This is a genomic window from Azotobacter tropicalis (assembly GCF_059739045.1).
Genome location: NZ_AP046059.1, coordinates 3,682,252 through 3,700,889, shown reverse-complemented (window position 1 = coordinate 3,700,889; position 18,638 = coordinate 3,682,252). Strand labels below are relative to the sequence as shown.

Below are 18,638 nucleotides of genomic sequence, written 5' to 3'. Positions count from 1 at the left end.
CTGAGGTCTGCCGACAAGATAGTGCCGCCCCACCTTGCGTGGGGCGGCAGAAGGGCTCGCCGGCCAGCCGGCGCCGGCGTTACAGGCCGAACAGCCGCGTGGCGTTGCCGTAGAGCAGCTTGTCCAGCACGTCTTCGCGGAAACCGAGGGCGAGGAAGTCGTCGATCGACTGGCGGATCGGGCGGAACGGATAGGACGAGCCGAACAGCAGTTGGTCGCCGAGGAAGCCGTTGGCCGCCTGCACGAAGGCCGCGCTGCCCGGCAGGAACAGGTACATGTCCGGCACGGCGAGGATGTTCTCGTAGCGGAAGGCCACGCCGAGCAGCTGGTCCACGTTCGGCCAGTAGCCGTGGTAGCAGACGATCGGCAGGGTCGGGAAGGTCCGCGCGATCTTCGCCAGCCGGCCGGGGTCGTTGAACGCCGGGTCGGGGGTGGTCGGCCCGGACATCAGGAACAGCGGGATGCCGCGCGCCGCCAGGTGCTCGTAGACCGGGAAGTACAGCGGATCGTCGGGGTACCGGGCCGGCTCGCCGAAGCCCGGCTCCAGGTCGATGCCGGACAGGCCCAGGCGGTCGACGGCGCGGTCGATCTCCTCCACCGCGCCCTCGACGCCCTGCAGCGCCGGGTCGATGCCGGCGATGCCGAGCAGCTCGTCGTGGCCGTGGACGATCTGCTGGATGAAGTCGTTGGGCAGGTGCTGGCTCGGCGTATGGCGGCCGACCACCACCGCCTTGCTCAGCCCGGCGTCGCGCACCTCGGCGAGAAAGCCCTCGGCGGTCAACGAGCGCTCGAAGTGCGCGTCGTCGCCGCGGGTGCCGACCCGCCGGTTCAGCCAGCGGGCCGCCGCGTGGGCGGCATTGCCCGGCGTGGCGCCGAAGAAGTCGTGCAGGTAGGCGGGCCGGCAACGCATGTCGATGACCTTCATGCCGCGGCCTCGCTCTTGGTGGCGCGCACGTCGAAGGCGCCGCCGGTCAGTTCCTCCTCGACGGTGACTGGCTGCTTGCCCGGCAGCAGCGGGAACACCAGCTCGGCGAAGCGGATCGCCTCCTCCAGATGCGGATAGCCGGAGAGCACGAAGCTGTCGACGCCGAGGTCGGCGTACTCCTTGAGGCGCGCGGCGACGGTCTGCGGATCGCCGACCAGCGCGGTGCCGGCGCCGCCGCGCACCAGGCCGACCCCGGCCCACAGGTTGGGACTGACTTCCAGCTTGTCGCGACGGCCGCCGTGCAGCGCGGCCATCCGGCGCTGGCCTTCGGAGTCCATGCTCGCGTAGTTGGCCTGGGCCTTGGCGATGGTCTCGTCGTCGAGATGGCTGATCAGCTTCTCGGCGGCGGCCCAGGCTTCCTCGTTGGTCTCGCGGACGATCACGTGCAGGCGCACGCCGAAGCGCACGGTGCGGCCGTATTTCCTGGCCCTCTCGCGCACGTCGGCGATCTTCTCGGCCACCGCCGCCGGCGGCTCGCCCCAGGTCAGGTAGGCGTCGACGTGCTTGGCGGCCAGCTCGTGGGCGGCCGGCGAGGAACCGCCGAAGTACAGCGGCGGATAGGGCTTCTGCACCGGAGGGAAGAAGTTCTTCGCGCCCTCGACGGTGACGTGCTTGCCGGCGAAGTCGACGGTCTTGCCCTGCAGCAGGTCGCGCCACACGGTCAGCACCTCGTCGGCCGCCTCGTAGCGCTCGTCGTGGCCGAGGAACACCCCGTCGGCGGCCAGCTCGGTGGCGTCGCCGCCCGGCACCACGTTGAGCAGCAGGCGGCCCTTGAGCGCCTGGTCGAGGGTGGCGGCCTGGCGGGCGGTGGCGGTCGGACCGCTGACCGAGGTGCGCAGCGCCACCAGCAGCTTGATGCGGCTGGTCACCGGCGCCAGGCTGGCGGCGGTGATCCAGGGGTCGAGGCAGCTCGATCCGGTGGGAATCAGCAGGCCGTCGTAGCCGAGGCTCTCGGCGGTCACGGCGATCTGCCGCATGTATTCGTTGGTCGCCGGGCGGCCGGCGGAGGACTTGCCGAGATAGCGGGTGTCGCCGGAAGTGGGAAGGAACCAGAAGATGTCCAGACTCATGGATGCGTGCCTCAGGAGGAATACGGGTGCGGCGATGCGCGGTTTCCCTGAGGTGGCAAGCCCCGTGCCAGCACCGCGAGGCGGCGGTGAATCGAAAGCAATGGCGGCGAATGGGCGGGCAATTCCCGCAAAAGGTGCGCGAACAGGCGCAGCGCTGCGAACGCCCGACCGGGCACGCCCTGGCGGCGCGCAGCGGCCGGCTGTCGGCGGGCCAACACTTTGCGCGGCAAGTGTTGCCGGAGCAACAGTTGCGCCAGCAACAGTGCGACATGCCGGCCGGCGACCACGGCAAAACCCTTAAGCAAATAACAAAAAGATATTTAATTCTGAATTTTTATATCGCATAGTTTATCCAAACCGGCGGCACGCCCGTCTCGCCAGGCCCGCTGCTGCTCCGGCAACAGCGGACGAAGTGTTGCGCCGCCAACAGCGGTTCAACAGCGGCGCGCCGAATCCAACAGAAGCGGTTCCGCAGCATCTGTATAAGCCAATGATTTCAAAAGGATTTTCAAGATGGCACAGGGATTGCCCCACTCAGCGCCAGTCGAACCACAGCCTGAGGAACCGCGCGTGACCGCCATCCAACAACCCAAGGTACTGTCGCCCCTGCAGACCGCCCGCCAACTGGCCGCCGAATTCGCCGAAACCGCCGCCGAGCGCGACCAGCACGGCGGCACGCCGAAGGCCCAGCGCGACGCCCTGCGCCGGAGCGGCCTGCTGGCCCTGGCCATTCCCCGCCAGTACGGCGGCCTGGGCGCCAGCTGGTACGAAACCCTGGAGATCGTCCGCGAATTCGCCCGGGTCGACAGCTCGATCGCCCACGTCTACGGCTTCCAGCACCTGATGCTGGCCACCGTGCGCCTGTTCTCCCGCCCGGACCAGTGGCAGCCCTGGTTCGAGCAGACCGCGCGCAACCAATGGTTCTGGGGCAACGCCCTGAACCCGCTGGACACTCGTACCGTCGCCCGCAAGTTCGACGGCTGGCGCGAGTTCTCCGGGCGCAAGAGCTTCTGCTCCGGCTCGGCCGATTCGGAAATGCTGATCGCCTCGGCGCTCGACGAGGGCAGCGGCAAGCTGTTGATCGCCGCGCTGCCCAGCGGGCGCAGCGGCATCACCCTGCACGGCGACTGGGACAACATGGGCCAACGGCAGACCGACAGCGGCAGCGTCACCTTCGAGCGGGTGCGCGTCGAGGAGAACGAGCTGCTGCTCGAGCCCGGCCCGCTGAGCACGCCCTTCGCCTGCCTGCGCCCGCTGATCGCCCAGCTGACCTTCGCCAACCTGTTCCTCGGCATCGCCGAGGGCGCCTTCGCCGAGGCCCGCCACTACACGCTCAAGGAAACCCGCCCGTGGTTCAAGTCCGGCGCCGCGCACATCGGCGAGGACCCCTACACCCTGCGCCACTTCGGCGAGTTCTGGGTCGGCCTGGAGAGCGTGCGGCTGCTCGTCGAGCGGGCCAATGCGCTGCTCGACGAGGCCTGGCGCAAGGAGGACGGCCTCGGCGCCGAGGAGCGCGGCCGGCTCGCCGTGGCCATCGCCAGCGCCAAGGTCGCCGCCAGCCGCGTCGGCCTCGAGCTGACCGGCCGGCTGTTCGAGGTCACCGGCGCCCGCGCCACCCATGCCGCCCTGCGCCTGGACCGCTATTGGCGCAACCTGCGCACCCAGACCCTGCACGACCCGGTGGACTACAAGCTCCACGAACTGGGCGACTGGGCGCTGAACGGGGCGCTGCCGACTCCCACCTTCTACTCATAGCGATCGCCCATGCAGCTACTCACCCTGCCCCCGTCCCCCGCGCTGGCCACCTCGGTCCGCGCCACCGCGCAGGTCTTCGCCGATCCGAAGTCGCAGGCCCTGCTCGCCCACCTGCAACGGATCGCGCCGAGCGACGCCAGCGTGCTGATCATCGGCGAGACCGGCACCGGCAAGGAGCTGGTGGCGCGCCACGTGCACAACCTCAGCAAGCGCCGCGGCGGCCCCTTCGTCGCGGTGAACTGCGGCGCCTTCTCGGAGAACCTGGTGGAGGCCGAACTGTTCGGCACGAGAAGGGCGCCTTCACCGGCGCCCTCAGCGCCAAGGCCGGCTGGTTCGAGGAGGCCAACGGCGGCACCCTGTTCCTCGACGAGATCGGCGACCTGCCGCTGCCGATCCAGGTCAAGCTGCTGCGCGTGCTGCAGGAACGGGAGGTGGTGCGCCTCGGCTCGCGCAAGAGCATCCCCATCGACGTGCGGGTGCTCGCGGCGACCAACGTGCAGCTGGAGAAGGCGATCAACGCCGGCAACTTCCGCGAGGACCTCTACTACCGCCTCAACGTGGTCAGCCTGGAACTCAGCCCGCTGCGCGAGCGGCCCGGCGACGTGCTGCCGCTGGTCCGCCACTTCATCAATGAGTACAGCCGGCGCCTGGGCTACAGCGAGATCGCCCTGGACCGCGCGGCCGAGGAGAAGCTGCTCGCCTATTCCTGGCCGGGCAACATCCGCGAGCTGGAAAACGTCATCCATCACACCCTGCTGATCTGCCGCAACGACCGGATCGGCGCCGCCGACCTGCACCTCTCCAACCTGCGCCTCGACCGCCAGGAGGAAGCCGCCCGCGCGCCGACGAGTCGGCCGAGGCGCTATTGCAGCGCGCCTTCCACAAGCTCTTCGAGGAGGACTGCGGCGCCCTGCACGAACGGGTCGAGGCGGCCCTGCTGCGCACCGCCTACCGCTTCTGCCACTGCAACCAGGTGCACACCGCCAACCTGCTCGGCCTCAGCCGCAACGTCACCCGCGCGCAGCTGATCCGCATCGGCGAGCTGGTGGTCAACAAGCGCCGCAGCCTGCCGCCGCCGGCGAGCCGGCAGCGGGTCGACCTGTCCATCTGAACACCGCCCGACCGGGCGGCGGTCGGACGCCTGCAACCGGCGCAGGCTATGATGCGCCCCGCGACGCCCGCGCAGTCGCCGCCGGAAGCCTGTGAGGCGTTCCCGGCGGCAGTCATCCGAACGCAACCCTCCCGGCCAGGAACACCCGATGTCCGAAACGCCTGCGCAGCACTCCCATCCCGACCGCACCGCCGCCAGCCTGGGCCAGGCCCTGCGCTTCTGGCTGAAGCTCGGTTTCATCAGCTTCGGCGGCCCGGCCGGGCAGATCGCCATCCTGCATCAGGAGCTGGTCGAGCGGCGCCGCTGGATCTCCGAACGCCGTTTCCTGCACGCCCTGAACTTCTGCATGCTGCTGCCCGGCCCCGAGGCGCAGCAGCTCGCCACCTACCTCGGCTGGCTGCTGCACGGCACCCGCGGCGGGGTGATCGCCGGGGCGCTGTTCGTGCTGCCCTCACTGCTCATCCTGATCGCCCTGTCCTGGGTCTACCTCGCCTTCGGCGACGTGCCGCTGGTCGCCGGGCTGTTCTACGGCATCAAGCCGGCGGTGACCGCCATCGTCGTCCACGCCGCCCACCGCATCGGCGCGCGCACCCTGCGCAACGCCTGGCTGTGGGCGATCGCCGCGGCGGCCTTCGTGGCGATCTTCGCCCTCCAGGTGCCCTTCCCGCTGATCGTGCTCGGCGCCGCGCTGCTCGGCTACCTGGGCGGGCGCCTGGCGCCGGAGCACTTCGGCGGCGCCGGCGGCCATGCGGCGGCGAAGCCCGGCTACGGCCCGGCGCTGATCGATGACGACACCCCGCCACCCGCCCATGCGCGCTTCAGCCGTGCACGGCTGGCGCGGCTGCTGCTGGCCGGCGCCCTGCTCTGGCTGCTGCCGATGGGCCTTCTGACCGTGCTGTTCGGCTGGCACGGCACCCTGACGCAGATGGGCTGGTTCTTCACCAAGGCCGCGCTGCTCACCTTCGGCGGCGCCTACGCGGTGCTGCCCTACGTCTACCAGGGCGCGGTCGGCCACTACGGCTGGCTGACCCCGACGCAGATGATCGACGGCCTGGCCCTCGGCGAGACCACGCCGGGGCCGCTGATCATGGTGGTGGCCTTCGTCGGCTTCGTCGGCGGCTACATCCACCCGATGTTCGGCGCCGAGCAGGCCTTCCTCGCAGGCGCGCTGGCCGCCTGCCTGGTCACCTGGTTCACCTTCCTGCCGTCGTTCCTCTTCGTCCTCGCCGGCGGCCCGCTGGTGGAATCCACCCACGGCGACCTGAAATTCACCGCCCGCTGACCGGCGTCACCGCCGCCGTGGTGGGGGTGATCCTCAACCTGGCGCTGTTCTTCGGCTACCACGTGCTCTGGCCCGAAGGCTTCGCCGGCCGCTTCGACTGGCCCTCGGCGCTGATCGCCCTGGCCGCCGCCGTCGCGCTGCTGCGCTTCAAGCGCGGGGTGATCGAGGTGCTGGCGGGCTGTGCGCTGGCGGGATTGCTGGTGCATCTGGGGCTGCGCTGAGGGGCGAAGAGCGTTTGGGACAATGGCGCAGGTGTCGGTCAGATGGGGACGGTGAAACTGGTCTTATCTGCCCCTGCATAGGTACGCCGCCAAGGACACTCCTGCGTCCCTTGGACGCAGGAGTGTCGATCAGTATGTGAGTTATTAGAAGGACCAATTCAAGGCTCATGCTTGAAGTGGCCCTCTTTGAATCACACTATGTAATAGTCTTGAGCAAGCGGATCGAGTGCTCATCAAGCTTCTGCACGAGATCTGAAACGCTGAGACTTTTATTTAAAACAACCCGGCGCCGATCAGTGCCCTGATGCTTGGCAAAGCGTGTATCAAATATTTTTAGATGACCTCGCAGTTTCTCTCCCTCTTCCTCGGAGTTTGCGTAGCCCTTGTCCAAAATTAATGCGACATCACACTTCGACTTGGAGCTGTCGGAGTAACTGACACTAAAGTAAACTGGCCACCAGCCCCACCTTTATATTTCTCCCAACCCGGCGGACAGATATCCAACCAGGCACGGGAGTGAGCGATATTCTCGCGCTTCAGGCCAGGCACTTTCGCCACAAGTGTTTCCTTGATTGAAGCCATACCTTGTGTTTCTCGTAAGAGAGTAATGGCTGCTTTGTTTTGCAGCATAAACATCATATGTGTATCGCTGCGGCTTTGAATCCAAGCCTTTTCGAGACGACCTGTAGAGGCCTCGAGCAACTGCTTGATAGCAAGACCATGAGCCTCATGAAGCTCAGCGGCAAGTGTTATGGCTCGCTGGCTTACTGGGCTCTCCCAGTCCGTCTGCCGACTGCAATAGCTGACTACAAGCCGAGCCGCCGCATTACCTCGCTCAACATGGAGCAATGCTCGGTCAGCAGAGGCCTTCAACCAATCATAGCCTAGGTGTAACCAATAGCCGTTCGAAGGACGATCAGACCAGTCATCGCCGGCAAACTCCCGGTCCAAGGCGATGAATACACTATCGTACTCTCGAAGATGAGGGTTGCTAGCGATAGTCTCCAGCCAGCTCCCACGGTAACCATCAAGTTGTTCACTACTATGAGTAGTACCTGCCTTATTCTCAATCAGCAGAACGAACTTGTTGATTGGATCGATCACAAATAGATCAACTCGCTCTGATGCCTTCATCCCCAGCTCACGAGCGGTGAAGACCGAGCCAAAACCTGAGGTGCGGATTCGGGAAGACGGCCACTCAGCAAAGAAACGTGCTGTAGTGCCTCTGCCATCCAGTCCACAGCCTTGTCGGGCAGCTTGCGCGGCGCTTAGGAGCAGGTCACGGAGAATTTGATCGCCCTGACCATGCCCCTCACGAGGATCAAACATCCAGGCAAGAAGGTCTGAATGCTGATTTTCACTCAGAGAAATTACATCAAGAATGTCGTCTCCTATTTTCAGAACTTCACACAGCTCCGACAACTTATTATCACCAAAGAACAGCTCTACAGCTTCGTAAAATTCTTCTACTTCCACGCCTGCATGCTCGCTAGAGGAGAGTTGATGAATATTTCATTGGAGAAGCAGCGCCACCCTTCCAGCGCTGGCAGACAAAGCATACTGAATCGCCACTAGTTCCGTAGGGGAATTCGAAGGCCCGCTTTGGTCAATTTCCTGACTAAGGTTTAACGTTTGTTATGGATCGAAAAGCCGCTCAGGCTCGAAAACCGCCATTGCCTACATAAATAATCAAATCTCCTCAGCTTTTGGTCGCCGAGCAGGCCCCCTACGCAGTCCATCCATTCAATCAACGAATGATCGGACTCATCGCCCATCGCAGGCATACGCGCAAGGCCTGAACCCGCAAGGCCGGCTCCAGGCCGGGACGAGCCGGTTTCGCCTTGAGGCCACCATCCGTCCATGACAAGCTGCCGCACCGGTCGCCTCCGCCCCGCAGCCTGGCGAAGCTCTCCGCGGTAGCGTTGACCGCCCCGTCTCCGGCTCACTGCCGCCCTCCTCGTAGAGATGCCCATGAAACGTTTCGTCCTGCTCGACACGGCCCCCATCCCGAAAAACGGCGGTGCGCTGTGCCTGTACGAATATGGCGAGGATTTCGTCATCAAGATCCAGGGCGGCAGCGGCAATCAGCTGATGAATACCCGCATGCACGGGTCGGAGGACGCCCTTGGCCAGATCCCCTGCCGCAAGGTCGCGTCGCGCCCGCAGGCGCGCGTGCTGGTCGGGGGCTGGGGATGGGCTTCACCCTGGCGGCGGCGCTCAAGGCGCTGGGTGCCGATGCCGAGGTGCAGGTGGCGGAGCTGGTGCCCGGCGTGATCGAGTGGAACCGCGGCCCTCTGGGCGAGAAGGCCGGCCATCCGCTGAACGACCCGCGCACCACCCTGCTCAACGAGGACGTCGCGGCGGTCCTCAAGCGCGAACCCGGGGGTTATGACGCGATCATGCTGGATGTCGACAACGGGCCCGAGGGGCTGACGCAGAAAGCGAACGGCTGGCTCTACTCGCCGGACGGCCTGAGCGTCTGCGCGCAGGCCCTGCGGCCCAGGGGCGTGCTGGCCGTCTGGTCGGCCAGCGCCGACCGGGCCTTTTCCGGACGGCTTGCCAGGGCCGGTTTCCGGGCGGAAGAGGTTCAGGTCTTCGCCCACGGCAACAAGGGCACCCGGCACACCATCTGGATTGCGGAAAAGCTTCGCGCCTGAGGGTTGCCGCGGACCGCCGACGCTTTGCCGGCAGCGCCTAGCGGCGTCTGCGGGTCACGCTCAGGATCTCGAGGATGCGCTCGTTGAGTTCCTCCCGCCGCGCCCTGGCCGCTTCCTCTTCGATGAAGTGCTCCGGCAACGCACGCCATAGATGGATGTACACCTCGAGCTCGTGCAGGGTTTCCTCCAGGCTGCGCAGGTCCTGCAGGCGCCCGAGGTGCGGCAGCGGCACGCTGCCGCCCTGATGGACCTGGCGCAGCCAGGCCAGGGCGCTGAGCCGCGCCGGGCTTTCCGGTCCGCCGTGGATCGGCACGCTGGCGAAGATCCAGCGCAGGCGCAGGTCAATGGCCGGGTCGTCGAGCCGCCTGATCCAGTTCATCAGCTCTTCCGGCAGCACCGCCATGAAGTGCTTGCCGTAGTTCACCGACTCGATGAAGGTCAGCCAGACCCTGAGCAGGCTGCGCTCGCCGAGGGCGTCGGCCAGCGTCTTCAGATGGCCGTAGCTCGGGCGCACGGCGAACTTCTTGAGGTCCAGCGGCGGATCGGGCTCGTCCAGCCCGCGGCGGATGGTGTGGATCACGGTGTGCTCGAAACCGCCGGCCAGCCCGCTCTCGGAGAAGCCGTACCGCCCGGCCCGCCCGGCGATCTGCTTGATCTCCTGGCCGGTCAGGGTGCGCACCGTGGTGCCGTCGAACTTCTCGTCGGTCCTGAAATAGAGCCGATGGGCCGGCAGGTTGAGGCCCATGCCGATGGCATCCGTGGCGACCATGATCTCGACTTCGCCCTCGCGGAAACGCCGGGCCTGCTCGCGGCGGACCACCGGCGACAGGGCGCCGTAGATCACCGCGGCGCTGCGCCCGCGCTGCTCCAGCAGGGCCTTGAGCTCCAGCACGCCGCGGCGGCTGAAATCGACGATGATCGAGCCGGCCGGGATGCGCTGCAGGCTCGGCGGCTGCGGATCGACGGCCAGCGGCGTGAGGCGCCGGGTGCGCTCGATCGCCAGTTCGTCGTTGCAGATCCGGCACAGGTGCTCCAGCGACGGTGTCACCAGCTCCGGCCCGGTCATGATCAGCCGCTCGGTGTAGGCGCCGACCAGCGCGTCGGTCCAGGCCCAGCCGCGCTGGGCATCGCCCAGCAGTTGCACCTCGTCGATGACGACCACGTCGAAGCGGGTGTTCTGGAAGCGACCGAATTCCTCCATGGTGCAGCAGTAGTGCGTGGCGCCCTCGCGGATGATCTGCTCCTCGCCGGTGATCAGGGTGCAGGGGATGCCCTGCTCCTCCAGGCGCTCCTGGTTCTCCAGGGCCATCAGCCGCAGCGGCGAGAGATACAGGGCGCTGCCCGCCTGGGCGACCTGCTCCATGGCGCGGTGCGTCTTGCCACTGTTGGTCGGCCCCAGGTAGGCCTGCCAGCGGCGCTTCAGACGCCGCGCCCGGTACAGCTCGTGGTACTGGCTGAAGCGGGCATCGGTGCGGCGCAGTTCGCTTAGCACCATGGCGGTGCGCATCCGCTCCTTCAGCTCGAGGAAGTGCTTGCGCAGGCGCCGCGGACTCTGGCGCAGCAGCCGGATCAGCACCGGCCTCTCCACCTGGTCGAGGTCGAAGTCCTCGGCGAGCTCGATCAGGGTTTCCAGGTTGCGCCGATAGGCCTCCCGCTGGGCGGCGCGCAGCGACTCGACCTCGGCCTCGCCGAGCACCCGGTTGTCCGGGAACTCCAGCTCGGCCGGCAGGTGCAGCGGCTCGCCGTGCAGTTCCAGGGTCAGCGTGTAATGCGCGCCATGGCGGAACAGGTTCACCCGGCGGGTGAACCAGCGGGCGAAGTCGACCCAGTTCGGATATTTCGCCAGCCGCCCCAGAGCGGCCTGCTGCTCGTCCTCGGGCAGCTCGGCGTAGTAGAGCTGGAAGGGTTCGAGGAGCAGGTCGAGGCGCTTCTGCAGGCGGCCCTGCAGCTTGCTCCAGAACACATCGGCGCGGTGGACCTGGCGCAAGCCCGGTATGGCGTAGATCACCTGGCGCGGCACGGCGCCGACCTCGATCGGCGTGCCGAACGCCGTGAGCGCGACCGGCGCCTGCTGCGCCCTGCCGGACTCCAGGTCTTCGAACAATTGCTGGCGCCCTGTCATGCTCACCTCGCTGCTTCTGGCCGGGCACGGCCGCTATAAGCCTGGCCACAGCGTGCCATGTCCGGGGGCTGGTATCCATGAGCAATAACTGGCGGGGCCGCGCATTCTGGTTTGCTTGTGGCGCCCCCCTCACGTCGGGACAGCATAGCCCGCGCGACCGGCGAGCAGCATGCGAGGCGCTGACTGCCTCCGCTACGCTTGCCAGGTCGTGCGATTCCTGAGAAAACGCTGCCCACTCGGGCAGCCCCCACGGGCTGCCGGCTGAACGGAGCGAGCGATGAGCGACGAATTGCAGATCGAGGACATCCAGCCGGGCGACGGCAAGGCTGTGATCAAGGGCGCCCTGATCACCACCCAGTACAGCGGCTTTCTGGAGGACGGCACCCAGTTCGACTCCTCCTACGACAAGGGCAGGCCCTTCCAGTGCGTGATCGGCACCGGGCGGGTGATCAAGGGCTGGGACCAGGGGCTGATGGGCATGAAGGTCGGCGGCAGGCGCAGGCTCTTCGTGCCGGCGCACCTCGCCTATGGCGAGCGGCAGATCGGCGCGCACATCAAGCCGAATTCGAACCTGATCTTCGAGATCGAACTCTTGGAAGTGCTGACGCGGGACGATTGAAGAACTCCCGGCAGACTTTCCTTTCCGAGAAAGTGCCGGAAATGGATATTCCGGAACTTTCCCGTTACCCACCTTTGCTCTTTCGCCGTGTCAGGGCAGCATTCATCGCGCAAAAGACCATGCGTCTTTGCACAACAGGCGAGTTGTTCGGTGAGTGGCCGGCAGGCAGGCAGGCGGGGCGCTGTCTGACGGAACTTTGCCCGGCCTGCGGCAGCAACTTCAAACATGCAATTTTCCGCTGTTTATTTAATTCCTCCTTTTCAATCCGACAGTCTGTCGGATCGACTGCAAAGTTTCCTGAACCAACAAAGCCGGGGCGAACTCTAGTTTCCAGGAGGGCGTGAAACGCTCGGCCGAGCGAAGGATGGGAAACGATGCCTGCAGACGAACCCGGGAAGCTGGAAAGCAAGACGATTCCGGTCGTGGCCGAGCAGGCCGTCCTGCACAAGCGCCAGGTCGAGTCCGGGCGCCTGCGGATCAGCAAGTCCGTGGCAACCGAAGACTGTCTCCTGGAGGAATCCCTGCGCCGCGAAGAGGTGCAGGTCGAGCGGGTTCCCTGCGGGACGGAGGTCGATCCGGCCCATCCGCCGCAGGTTCGCCAGGAAGGCGGCGTCACCGTCATCCCCGTGGTCGAGGAGGTGCTGGTCGTGGAGAAACGACTGGTGCTGAAGGAGGAGCTGCATGTCCGGCGGATCACGCACGAGGAACCCTGCAGCGTGCCCGTCACGCTGCGGCGCGAGCAGGTGACGGTCGAGCGCGACCCCGCGCAAGGCCCGTCCTCCGATACCCGGTAGGTGTCAACCGCACACCGTCATCGCCATGCAGCCCCGGCTGCCGAATTAATAGAGGTGGATCATGCACCACATTCTGATTGCCGCATTCGACCACTACAACGAAGCCGAGCAGGTCAAACGCGAGCTGATGGGCAGGGGTGTGTCGCAAACCGATATCCAACTGGCTGCCTCGAACGACGTCAGTCTGGACGAAGACACGCTGCGTACCGATACCAGCCGCGATACGCTCCGGGAGGACGAATCGCTGGGGGACAAGATCAGCAACTTTTTCCACTCGATCTTCAGCGACGACGACGCCACCAGCCATCGCTATGCCGATACCTATCCGGAGGCGGTACGCCACGGCTCCACCGTGGTGACCGTCACCGTCGATGACGACGATCAGGTATCCATGGTCGAGGAAGTGATGGAGCGCAACGGCGCCATCGACATCGACGAGCGCAGCGCCGGATGGGGCTTGCAGCAGGCGGAACAGCAGGGAGCGATCGAAACCGCCGCGCGCGCCGACGAAACCCGTGTCAGCGCACCGAGCGTCGGGGTCGTGTCCAGCTCCCTGGCGAACGAGGCGCCCATCGGCGGCACTGCCGAACGCACGGCCATTCCGGTCGTGGAGGAGCAGCTCAAGGTCGGCAAGCGGGAAAATACCCTGGGACGCGTCCGCATCGTGTCGCGGATGACCGAGCGTCCGGTCGAGGAGCAGGTGAGCCTGACCGAGCAGCATGCGGTGGTCGAGCGCCATCCCGTCGACCGCGAGGCTTCACCGGAAGACCTGTCGGCCTTCCGTGAAGGCACCATCGAGATCCAGGAAACTAGCGAAGAGCCCGTGGTTTCCAAGACGGCGCGGGTCGTCGAGGAGGTGGTGGTCGGCAAGGAGACCACCCAACGCGAGGAAACCGTGCGCGACACGGTACGGCGTACCGATGTGGACATCGAGAAGGACAGCGCCACCGAAGCCCGGACTATCGCTGACCGCGATCGTCCGAAGGACTCCGACATTCCTCCCCGCGACCGGCTCTAAAACCTCCAGCACCGGAAGGACCGCCCGGCGGCGGTCCTTCCGAAGCCTCTGCCGGCGCATGCCGGTCAGAGCATGGGCGTACCGGTGCCCGGCTGGACAGGAGCCAGTTCGACTGCAGCCCGGTCCGTCTCCCGGAGGCCCTTGGTACGTGAGAGCTTCCCATCCTGCAGGCGATAGACCTGGTCGGCGACGTTGATCAGTGCCGGCCGGTGCGAGACGGCGATGACGGTGATCGCCGGGGTCAGTTCCTTCATCGTCTGGCAGATCGCCTCTTCCGACTCGGGATCCAGGGCGCTGGTCGCCTCGTCCAGAATCAGCAGCCGGGGCCGGTGGGCCAGTGCCCGGGCGATGACGATACGCTGGCGCTGGCCGCCGGACAGCTTGCCGCCCCGCTCGCCCACCACCGTCTGTATGCCCTGCGGGGATTTCTCCACGAACTCCCAAGCCCCCGCCTGCTTGAGCGCCCGCTCCGCATCCTCGGCGGTCAGTGCCGGATCGCCCAGGGTCACGTTGGCCAGAATGCTGTCGTGAAGCAGCAGGGTTTCCTGGGGGACATAGCCGATGAGCCGCCGCCAGCGTTGCCGATCCAGCTCCTCCAGCGGGACGCCGTCGACCCGTATGCCTCCGGACTTCGGAGCCAGCAGCGCGCAGAGCAGGTCGAGGATCGTGGTCTTGCCGGCACCCGAGGGTCCGACCAGGCTGGTGAAGGTGCCGACGGGGATCGTCAGGTCGACGGCATCGAGAATCGGCCGCTCGCCGTAACTGAAGGACACGTGCTCGAAGACGATGGCGTCCTGTAGGGTGGGAACCCGATTGCCGCCGCAGGGCTCGGCGTCGGCCAGCGCGGTATCGATCGCCTCCTGCAGCGCCCAGTAGGCACTTTCCTGGGCCACCACGCGGTGGTAGCGCTGCTGGGCCTTGTGCAGCAGGCTCAGGATCCGCACCACCAGGAAGATCAGGACCATCAGCGACGACACCGGCAGCTTCCACACGACCAGCCCCGCATAGAGCCCGCCGGCCGCGAGAATCGTCAGCATCGGCCCCTGCAATGCCCGGAGGGTCTCGCGGCTCATGACCTCGTGCTCCATGGCGCGGTTGAGCTCGTCGGCCTCGCGCCGGAGCAGCGAATCGGCGATGTCCTCGCGCGCCATGGCCTTGAGCGGCTTGACCGAACTCAGGGTGTCGGTCAGGTGCGCCAGCAGCTCGCGCATCAGACGGGTCTGGCTCTTGCCGGCGCGGCGCGAGGTCTTCACCAGGTGCTGCAAGGCCAGCAGCAGGAAGCCCCCCAATACCAGGGACAGGAGGGCTGCCTGCCAGGAAACGCAAAACGCGATCAGTGCATACACCATGGCCTCGATGAACAGCGCCAGGGTGTTGGCGGCATGTTCATAGCCGGTGGAGGCCCGGTAGGCTTCGGTAGCCACGGCATTGGCCAGCGCCCCTGCCGGCTGGCGCAGGTAGTATTCCCAGCGGCTCCCGAGCAGGGCGCGGATCAGGGCGATGCGCAGGTCCGTGGCGACATGCGCCACGGCGTAGCCGACCTGACGGTTGCCCAGCAGGACCAGCGCGCTGCTGGCGAACATGCCCAGCACCATGATGACCAGCATGGTCACGACGGTCGGCTCGAGGCCGACTTGGTGCAGGATGGCGATGACCTTGAGCGAGAACTCCGAGTGAGTCTGATCGCCCAGCGCCACCGACAGCAGGGGCAGCAGGGTGGTCAGGCCGACCCCTTCGGCGACGCCGGCCAGAAGCAGACTGACCAGCATGATCGCGGTGCGTGCCGGGTAGGCCCGACCAAAGGCAAAAAGAATCCGCATGGCTATCGCTCGGCGAAAGGGGCATCCCAGCCAGGGTTAGGCAGCATGATTCGGCATCCTCCGAAGCAGCTCAGTGTCGGCGGACCGGCCGGGACCGTCAGGCGCGGGCCACGGCCTTGCCGGCAAGGGCGCGCAACGAGGCGAACGCCTGAACGATCCGCTCGATCTGTTCGGGCGTGTGCGCGGCACTGACGCTGCAGCGCACCAGCGCCTGGCCGCCGGGCGTTGCCAGCGGGGGCACCAGATTCACGTACACGCCCCGTTCGATGAGGCTCTGCCAGAAGGCGATGCCCTCCTCGGGCGAGTCCAGCAGGACGGGAACGATCGGGCTCGCCTGCGGGCCGAGCTGGTATCCCAGCTCCGCCAGTCCCTGATACAGACTGCGTGCATTGGACCAGAGGCGCTCGCGCATTTCCGGTCGGCTCCGCAGGGCCTGCACGGCGGCACGCACCGAGGCGATGGCGGAAGGCGACGGCGAGGCCGTGAAGATGTACGGGCGGCTCGCATAGCGCAGCAGCTCCATCTCCGGATGATTGCTGGCTGCGAAGCCGCCGATCGCCCCCAGGCTCTTGCTGAAGGTGCCCGTGACGATATCCACGTCCGCCTCGATGCCCAGTTCCTCGGCCAGGCCACGGCCCTGCGGCCCCAGCACGCCGACGGAATGGGCCTCGTCGACCAGCAGATAACCGCCCAGACGCTGCTTGACCTCGACAATTTCCCGCAGGGGCGCCTGATCGCCCAGCATGCTGTAGATGCCCTCCACCAGGATCAGAGCGTTGCGGGCGCGCTCGCCGAGCCGGCGCATGCGCCGCTCCAGGTCGGCTGCATCGTTGTGGCGGAAGCGGATGATCTGGGCACCGCCCAGCTTGCAGGCATCGTAGATGCTGGCATGACAGTCCGCATCGAGCAGGACGATGTCGTCCGGGCCGGCCAGGGCGCTGATGACTCCCAAATTCGCCATGTAGCCGGTGGAGAAGACGATTACCGAGCGACGCTCCAGGAACTTGGCCAGCTCGGTCTCCAGGGCCATATGGCTGCCGTAGCTGCCATTGGCCATGCGCGAACCGGTGGTTCCGGTTCCCTGCTGCTCCAGGGCCTGCTGTGCCGCGTGGATGCAAGCGGGATCGAAGGTCAGCCCCAGGTAGTTGTTGGTACCGGCCAGGATTACCCGGTGTTCGCCGATGCGCCCTTCGGTGGGCGAGAAGATTTCGTCGATGCGCGTACCAAACGGATTGATGTGGTCTTGCACCAGGGCTGCGCGATCCTGTGCCAGCTTCGCGAACCTATCGAACAAGGCCATCGGCACTCTCCCGTAGCGAGAAGACAGCCTGCGCCAGATCGGTCGGCGTATGTACGTCCGTCAATACGTTCAGGGGGATGGAAATATCGAACTCGTCTTCGAGCTTCATCAGCAGATCCATGACCTTGATGGAATCAAGACCCAGCTCCTGCTTCAGATCGATATCCGGCCGAAGCGACGTTCCGGGCGGCACCAGAGAACTCAGATAAATCAAGATTCGTTCCAGTATTTGTTCTGGGGAAATCATGGTTGGTCCTTTTCAATTCCTGAAGATGTGTCTTGGCTGACTAGAACCAACGCTCTTGCAAGGCCTTTCTCAGCACTATTCGGGGCTCCCATCCCAAAGCTCGGTGAATGGGCTCGTTGCTGCAGGACCAGTCGGGATGCGTCAACTCCCCTACCTTTGCCGGCGTCAACATGGGTTCATGACGAGTCAGGTGCGAAATGAACAGATTGGCTTGGGCAAGGCCCTTCAGCAAGGAAGCCGGGATCGCAACCCGGCGTACCGGCCCCCGACGGACGTCTGCCGCGATGGCGGCAATGCTACTCCAATCGTAACCATCCGGCTGATTGTCATTTAGTTCATAGGTAGCGGCCGGCGCCACTGGCGAGTCCAGCCACTGCAGCGCGGCGCTGGCCAGATCCTCGACATGGAGAAAGGTGAGCCGCGCATGGCTCTGCCCCAAGGTGAACAGCCAGCCGCGCAGCAACCATTCGAACAGGGGGCGCAACTCCCGATCACCCGGCCCGTACACTGCCGTTGGCCGGAACACCGTCACCGCGATGTCCCCCGCCGCCTGCCTGACTTGGCGCTCCGCCTCGAGCTTCGAGTGGGCATACCAGGACAAATCCGGATGCCGCGCTGCCAGCGAAGACATCAACAGAAAACGCTCGCAGCAGCCAGCGCTCCGCGCGGCCTCGACCAGACGCAGGCTACCGTCGATATTGATCCGTTTGAAATGCTCGGCAGAACCGCCTCGCACCGCTCCGGCGCAATGGATGACCGTATCCGCGCCGGCGACCAGCCTCGCCAGGGCGTCGGGATCCTCGAGCGTTCCGTGTATCCACTCGGTGCCGTTCTCGCAGCCGCCTTGGCGACGATGCAATACACGCAACGACACGCCCGCCTGCCGCAGGCGCTGGTGCAAGACGCTACCGATGAAACCGGTCGCCCCCGTCAGGGCAACAATCCGGGCCATGACCCACTACCCGCAGACCGAGGGCAACTCAGACTCGGATTGGGTCTGTGCCAGGAAACGCTTGCGGGCTTCTGCCCGCGAAGGCTTCCCCGACGAGGTGCGCGGCAGGGAATGGGGCGGAACCAGTTCCACGAGCGCGATGAAGCCGAATTCGCTGTTGATCAGTCCGGCCAGAGCGCGAACCAGTTGCTCGCGCTTTTCCGGGTCGCTGACCCGGCATTGGACCTGTACCACGACCTGGGGATCGGGAACTGCCGGGATGAGGAAGGCAATCACGTCGCCCGGCCGCACTTCGGGTTGGGATTCGACCAGGTATTCGACGTCCTGCGGCCAGATATTGCGACCGCGCACAATCAGAAGATCCTTTTGCCGACCGGTGATAAACAGCTCGCCACCGTTCAGATAACCGAGATCGCCGCTATCGAGCCAGCCGTTCTCCTGAACCGCCTGCGTGGACTCCTCGTCGCGGAAATACCCCGACATCGTGCTCGGGCCTTTCAGCATCACCCGGCCGATCCGGCGCTCCGGCAAGGGCCGTCCAGCCTCGTCGTGGATTTCCAACTGGTGCCCGGGAAGGACCGCACCACAGTTGACGAAGGTGCTGGCCTGGCTTTCCTCGCCGCTGAAGGGCACGGCCGCCGACTGCTCCTCCAGTATCCGGCGATCGATACGATCCACCTGGACG

General features: G+C 65.9%; 14 protein-coding genes and 3 pseudogenes. 8 read left to right on the top strand and 9 right to left on the bottom strand.

Going from position 1 to position 18,638, the window contains the following annotated elements:
- Positions 1–79: 79 nt before the first annotated feature.
- Both Atro_RS17525 and ssuD read right to left on the bottom strand, forming a co-directional pair.
- Positions 80–925: an amidohydrolase family protein gene (locus tag Atro_RS17525; RefSeq protein ID WP_497924315.1), complete on the bottom strand. Its 846-nt coding sequence runs from the start codon at positions 923–925 to the stop codon at positions 80–82.
- Positions 922–2,055: an FMNH2-dependent alkanesulfonate monooxygenase gene (gene ssuD / locus Atro_RS17520; RefSeq protein WP_497924313.1), complete on the bottom strand. Its 1,134-nt coding sequence runs from the start codon at positions 2,053–2,055 to the stop codon at positions 922–924. The genes Atro_RS17525 and ssuD overlap by 4 nt, the downstream gene beginning before the upstream one ends.
- An 86-nt stretch (positions 2,056–2,141) precedes the next feature.
- On the opposite strand from ssuD, the gene Atro_RS17515 reads away from it, so the two are divergent.
- The 4 genes and pseudogenes from Atro_RS17515 to chrA all read left to right on the top strand — a co-directional run bounded on the left by Atro_RS17515 (position 2,142) and on the right by chrA (position 6,424).
- Positions 2,142–2,402: a hypothetical protein gene (locus Atro_RS17515; RefSeq protein WP_497924311.1), complete on the top strand. Its 261-nt coding sequence runs from the start codon at positions 2,142–2,144 to the stop codon at positions 2,400–2,402.
- Between the two features lie 223 nt (positions 2,403–2,625).
- Positions 2,626–3,810, top strand: a complete 1,185-nt coding sequence (locus tag Atro_RS17510) for an acyl-CoA dehydrogenase family protein (protein WP_497924309.1) — start codon at positions 2,626–2,628, stop codon at positions 3,808–3,810.
- A 9-nt stretch (positions 3,811–3,819) separates the two neighbouring features.
- Positions 3,820–4,921, top strand: a pseudogene (locus tag Atro_RS17505) (sigma-54 interaction domain-containing protein).
- Between the two features lie 148 nt (positions 4,922–5,069).
- Positions 5,070–6,424, top strand: a pseudogene (gene chrA / locus Atro_RS17500) (chromate efflux transporter).
- A 393-nt stretch (positions 6,425–6,817) separates the two neighbouring features.
- Here the strand turns inward: chrA and Atro_RS17495 are convergent.
- Complete coding sequence (locus Atro_RS17495) at positions 6,818–7,900, bottom strand: PDDEXK-like family protein (protein ID WP_497924307.1); 1,083 nt, start codon at positions 7,898–7,900, stop codon at positions 6,818–6,820.
- A 495-nt stretch (positions 7,901–8,395) separates the two neighbouring features.
- On the opposite strand from Atro_RS17495, the pseudogene Atro_RS17490 reads away from it, so the two are divergent.
- Positions 8,396–9,081, top strand: a pseudogene (locus Atro_RS17490) (spermine/spermidine synthase domain-containing protein).
- Between the two features lie 37 nt (positions 9,082–9,118).
- Here Atro_RS17490 and Atro_RS17485 read toward each other — a convergent pair.
- Positions 9,119–11,203, bottom strand: coding sequence for a helicase-related protein (locus Atro_RS17485; RefSeq protein WP_497927700.1), 2,085 nt, complete (start codon positions 11,201–11,203; stop codon positions 9,119–9,121).
- Between the two features lie 277 nt (positions 11,204–11,480).
- Between Atro_RS17485 and Atro_RS17480 the strand changes: the two genes are divergently transcribed.
- The 3 genes from Atro_RS17480 to Atro_RS17470 all read left to right on the top strand — a co-directional run bounded on the left by Atro_RS17480 (position 11,481) and on the right by Atro_RS17470 (position 13,634).
- A complete protein-coding gene (locus tag Atro_RS17480; RefSeq protein WP_497924305.1) occupies positions 11,481–11,822 on the top strand; it encodes an FKBP-type peptidyl-prolyl cis-trans isomerase in 342 nt (113 codons plus the stop codon).
- Positions 11,823–12,196: 374 nt separating this feature from the next.
- Positions 12,197–12,616: a YsnF/AvaK domain-containing protein gene (locus Atro_RS17475; protein ID WP_497924303.1), complete on the top strand. Its 420-nt coding sequence runs from the start codon at positions 12,197–12,199 to the stop codon at positions 12,614–12,616.
- A gap of 61 nt (positions 12,617–12,677) precedes the next feature.
- A complete protein-coding gene (locus Atro_RS17470) occupies positions 12,678–13,634 on the top strand; it encodes a YsnF/AvaK domain-containing protein (protein ID WP_497924302.1) in 957 nt (318 codons plus the stop codon).
- 65 nt (positions 13,635–13,699) lie between these two features.
- Here Atro_RS17470 and Atro_RS17465 read toward each other — a convergent pair whose 3' ends face one another.
- From Atro_RS17465 to Atro_RS17445, 5 genes are all read right to left on the bottom strand, one after another.
- The gene (locus Atro_RS17465; protein WP_497924300.1) at positions 13,700–15,454 is read right to left on the bottom strand and encodes an ABC transporter ATP-binding protein; all 1,755 of its coding nucleotides are present in this window, start codon (positions 15,452–15,454) and stop codon (positions 13,700–13,702) included.
- A 97-nt stretch (positions 15,455–15,551) separates the two neighbouring features.
- A complete protein-coding gene (gene spt, locus Atro_RS17460; protein ID WP_497924298.1) occupies positions 15,552–16,754 on the bottom strand; it encodes a serine palmitoyltransferase in 1,203 nt (400 codons plus the stop codon).
- The gene (locus Atro_RS17455) at positions 16,738–17,001 is read right to left on the bottom strand and encodes an acyl carrier protein (protein WP_497924296.1); all 264 of its coding nucleotides are present in this window, start codon (positions 16,999–17,001) and stop codon (positions 16,738–16,740) included. The genes spt and Atro_RS17455 overlap by 17 nt, the downstream gene beginning before the upstream one ends.
- A 40-nt stretch (positions 17,002–17,041) precedes the next feature.
- Positions 17,042–17,953: an NAD-dependent epimerase/dehydratase family protein gene (locus Atro_RS17450; RefSeq protein WP_497924294.1), complete on the bottom strand. Its 912-nt coding sequence runs from the start codon at positions 17,951–17,953 to the stop codon at positions 17,042–17,044.
- 6 nt (positions 17,954–17,959) lie between these two features.
- Entirely contained in the window at positions 17,960–18,631 is a 672-nt protein-coding gene (locus Atro_RS17445; protein ID WP_497924293.1) for a hypothetical protein, read from the bottom strand.
- Between the last annotated feature and the right edge of the window lie 7 nt (positions 18,632–18,638).

Coding starts and splice junctions, on each gene's coding strand:
- Atro_RS17525 (WP_497924315.1), bottom strand. CDS start 925: ATGAAGGTCATCGACATGCGTTGCCGGCCCGCCTACCTGCACGACTTC.
- ssuD (WP_497924313.1), bottom strand. CDS start 2,055: ATGAGTCTGGACATCTTCTGGTTCCTTCCCACTTCCGGCGACACCCGC.
- Atro_RS17485 (WP_497927700.1), bottom strand. CDS start 11,203: ATGACAGGGCGCCAGCAATTGTTCGAAGACCTGGAGTCCGGCAGGGCG.
- Atro_RS17480 (WP_497924305.1), top strand. CDS start 11,481: ATGAGCGACGAATTGCAGATCGAGGACATCCAGCCGGGCGACGGCAAG.
- Atro_RS17475 (WP_497924303.1), top strand. CDS start 12,197: ATGCCTGCAGACGAACCCGGGAAGCTGGAAAGCAAGACGATTCCGGTC.
- Atro_RS17470 (WP_497924302.1), top strand. CDS start 12,678: ATGCACCACATTCTGATTGCCGCATTCGACCACTACAACGAAGCCGAG.
- Atro_RS17465 (WP_497924300.1), bottom strand. CDS start 15,454: ATGCGGATTCTTTTTGCCTTTGGTCGGGCCTACCCGGCACGCACCGCG.
- spt (WP_497924298.1), bottom strand. CDS start 16,754: ATGGCCTTGTTCGATAGGTTCGCGAAGCTGGCACAGGATCGCGCAGCC.
- Atro_RS17455 (WP_497924296.1), bottom strand. CDS start 17,001: ATGATTTCCCCAGAACAAATACTGGAACGAATCTTGATTTATCTGAGT.
- Atro_RS17450 (WP_497924294.1), bottom strand. CDS start 17,953: ATGGCCCGGATTGTTGCCCTGACGGGGGCGACCGGTTTCATCGGTAGC.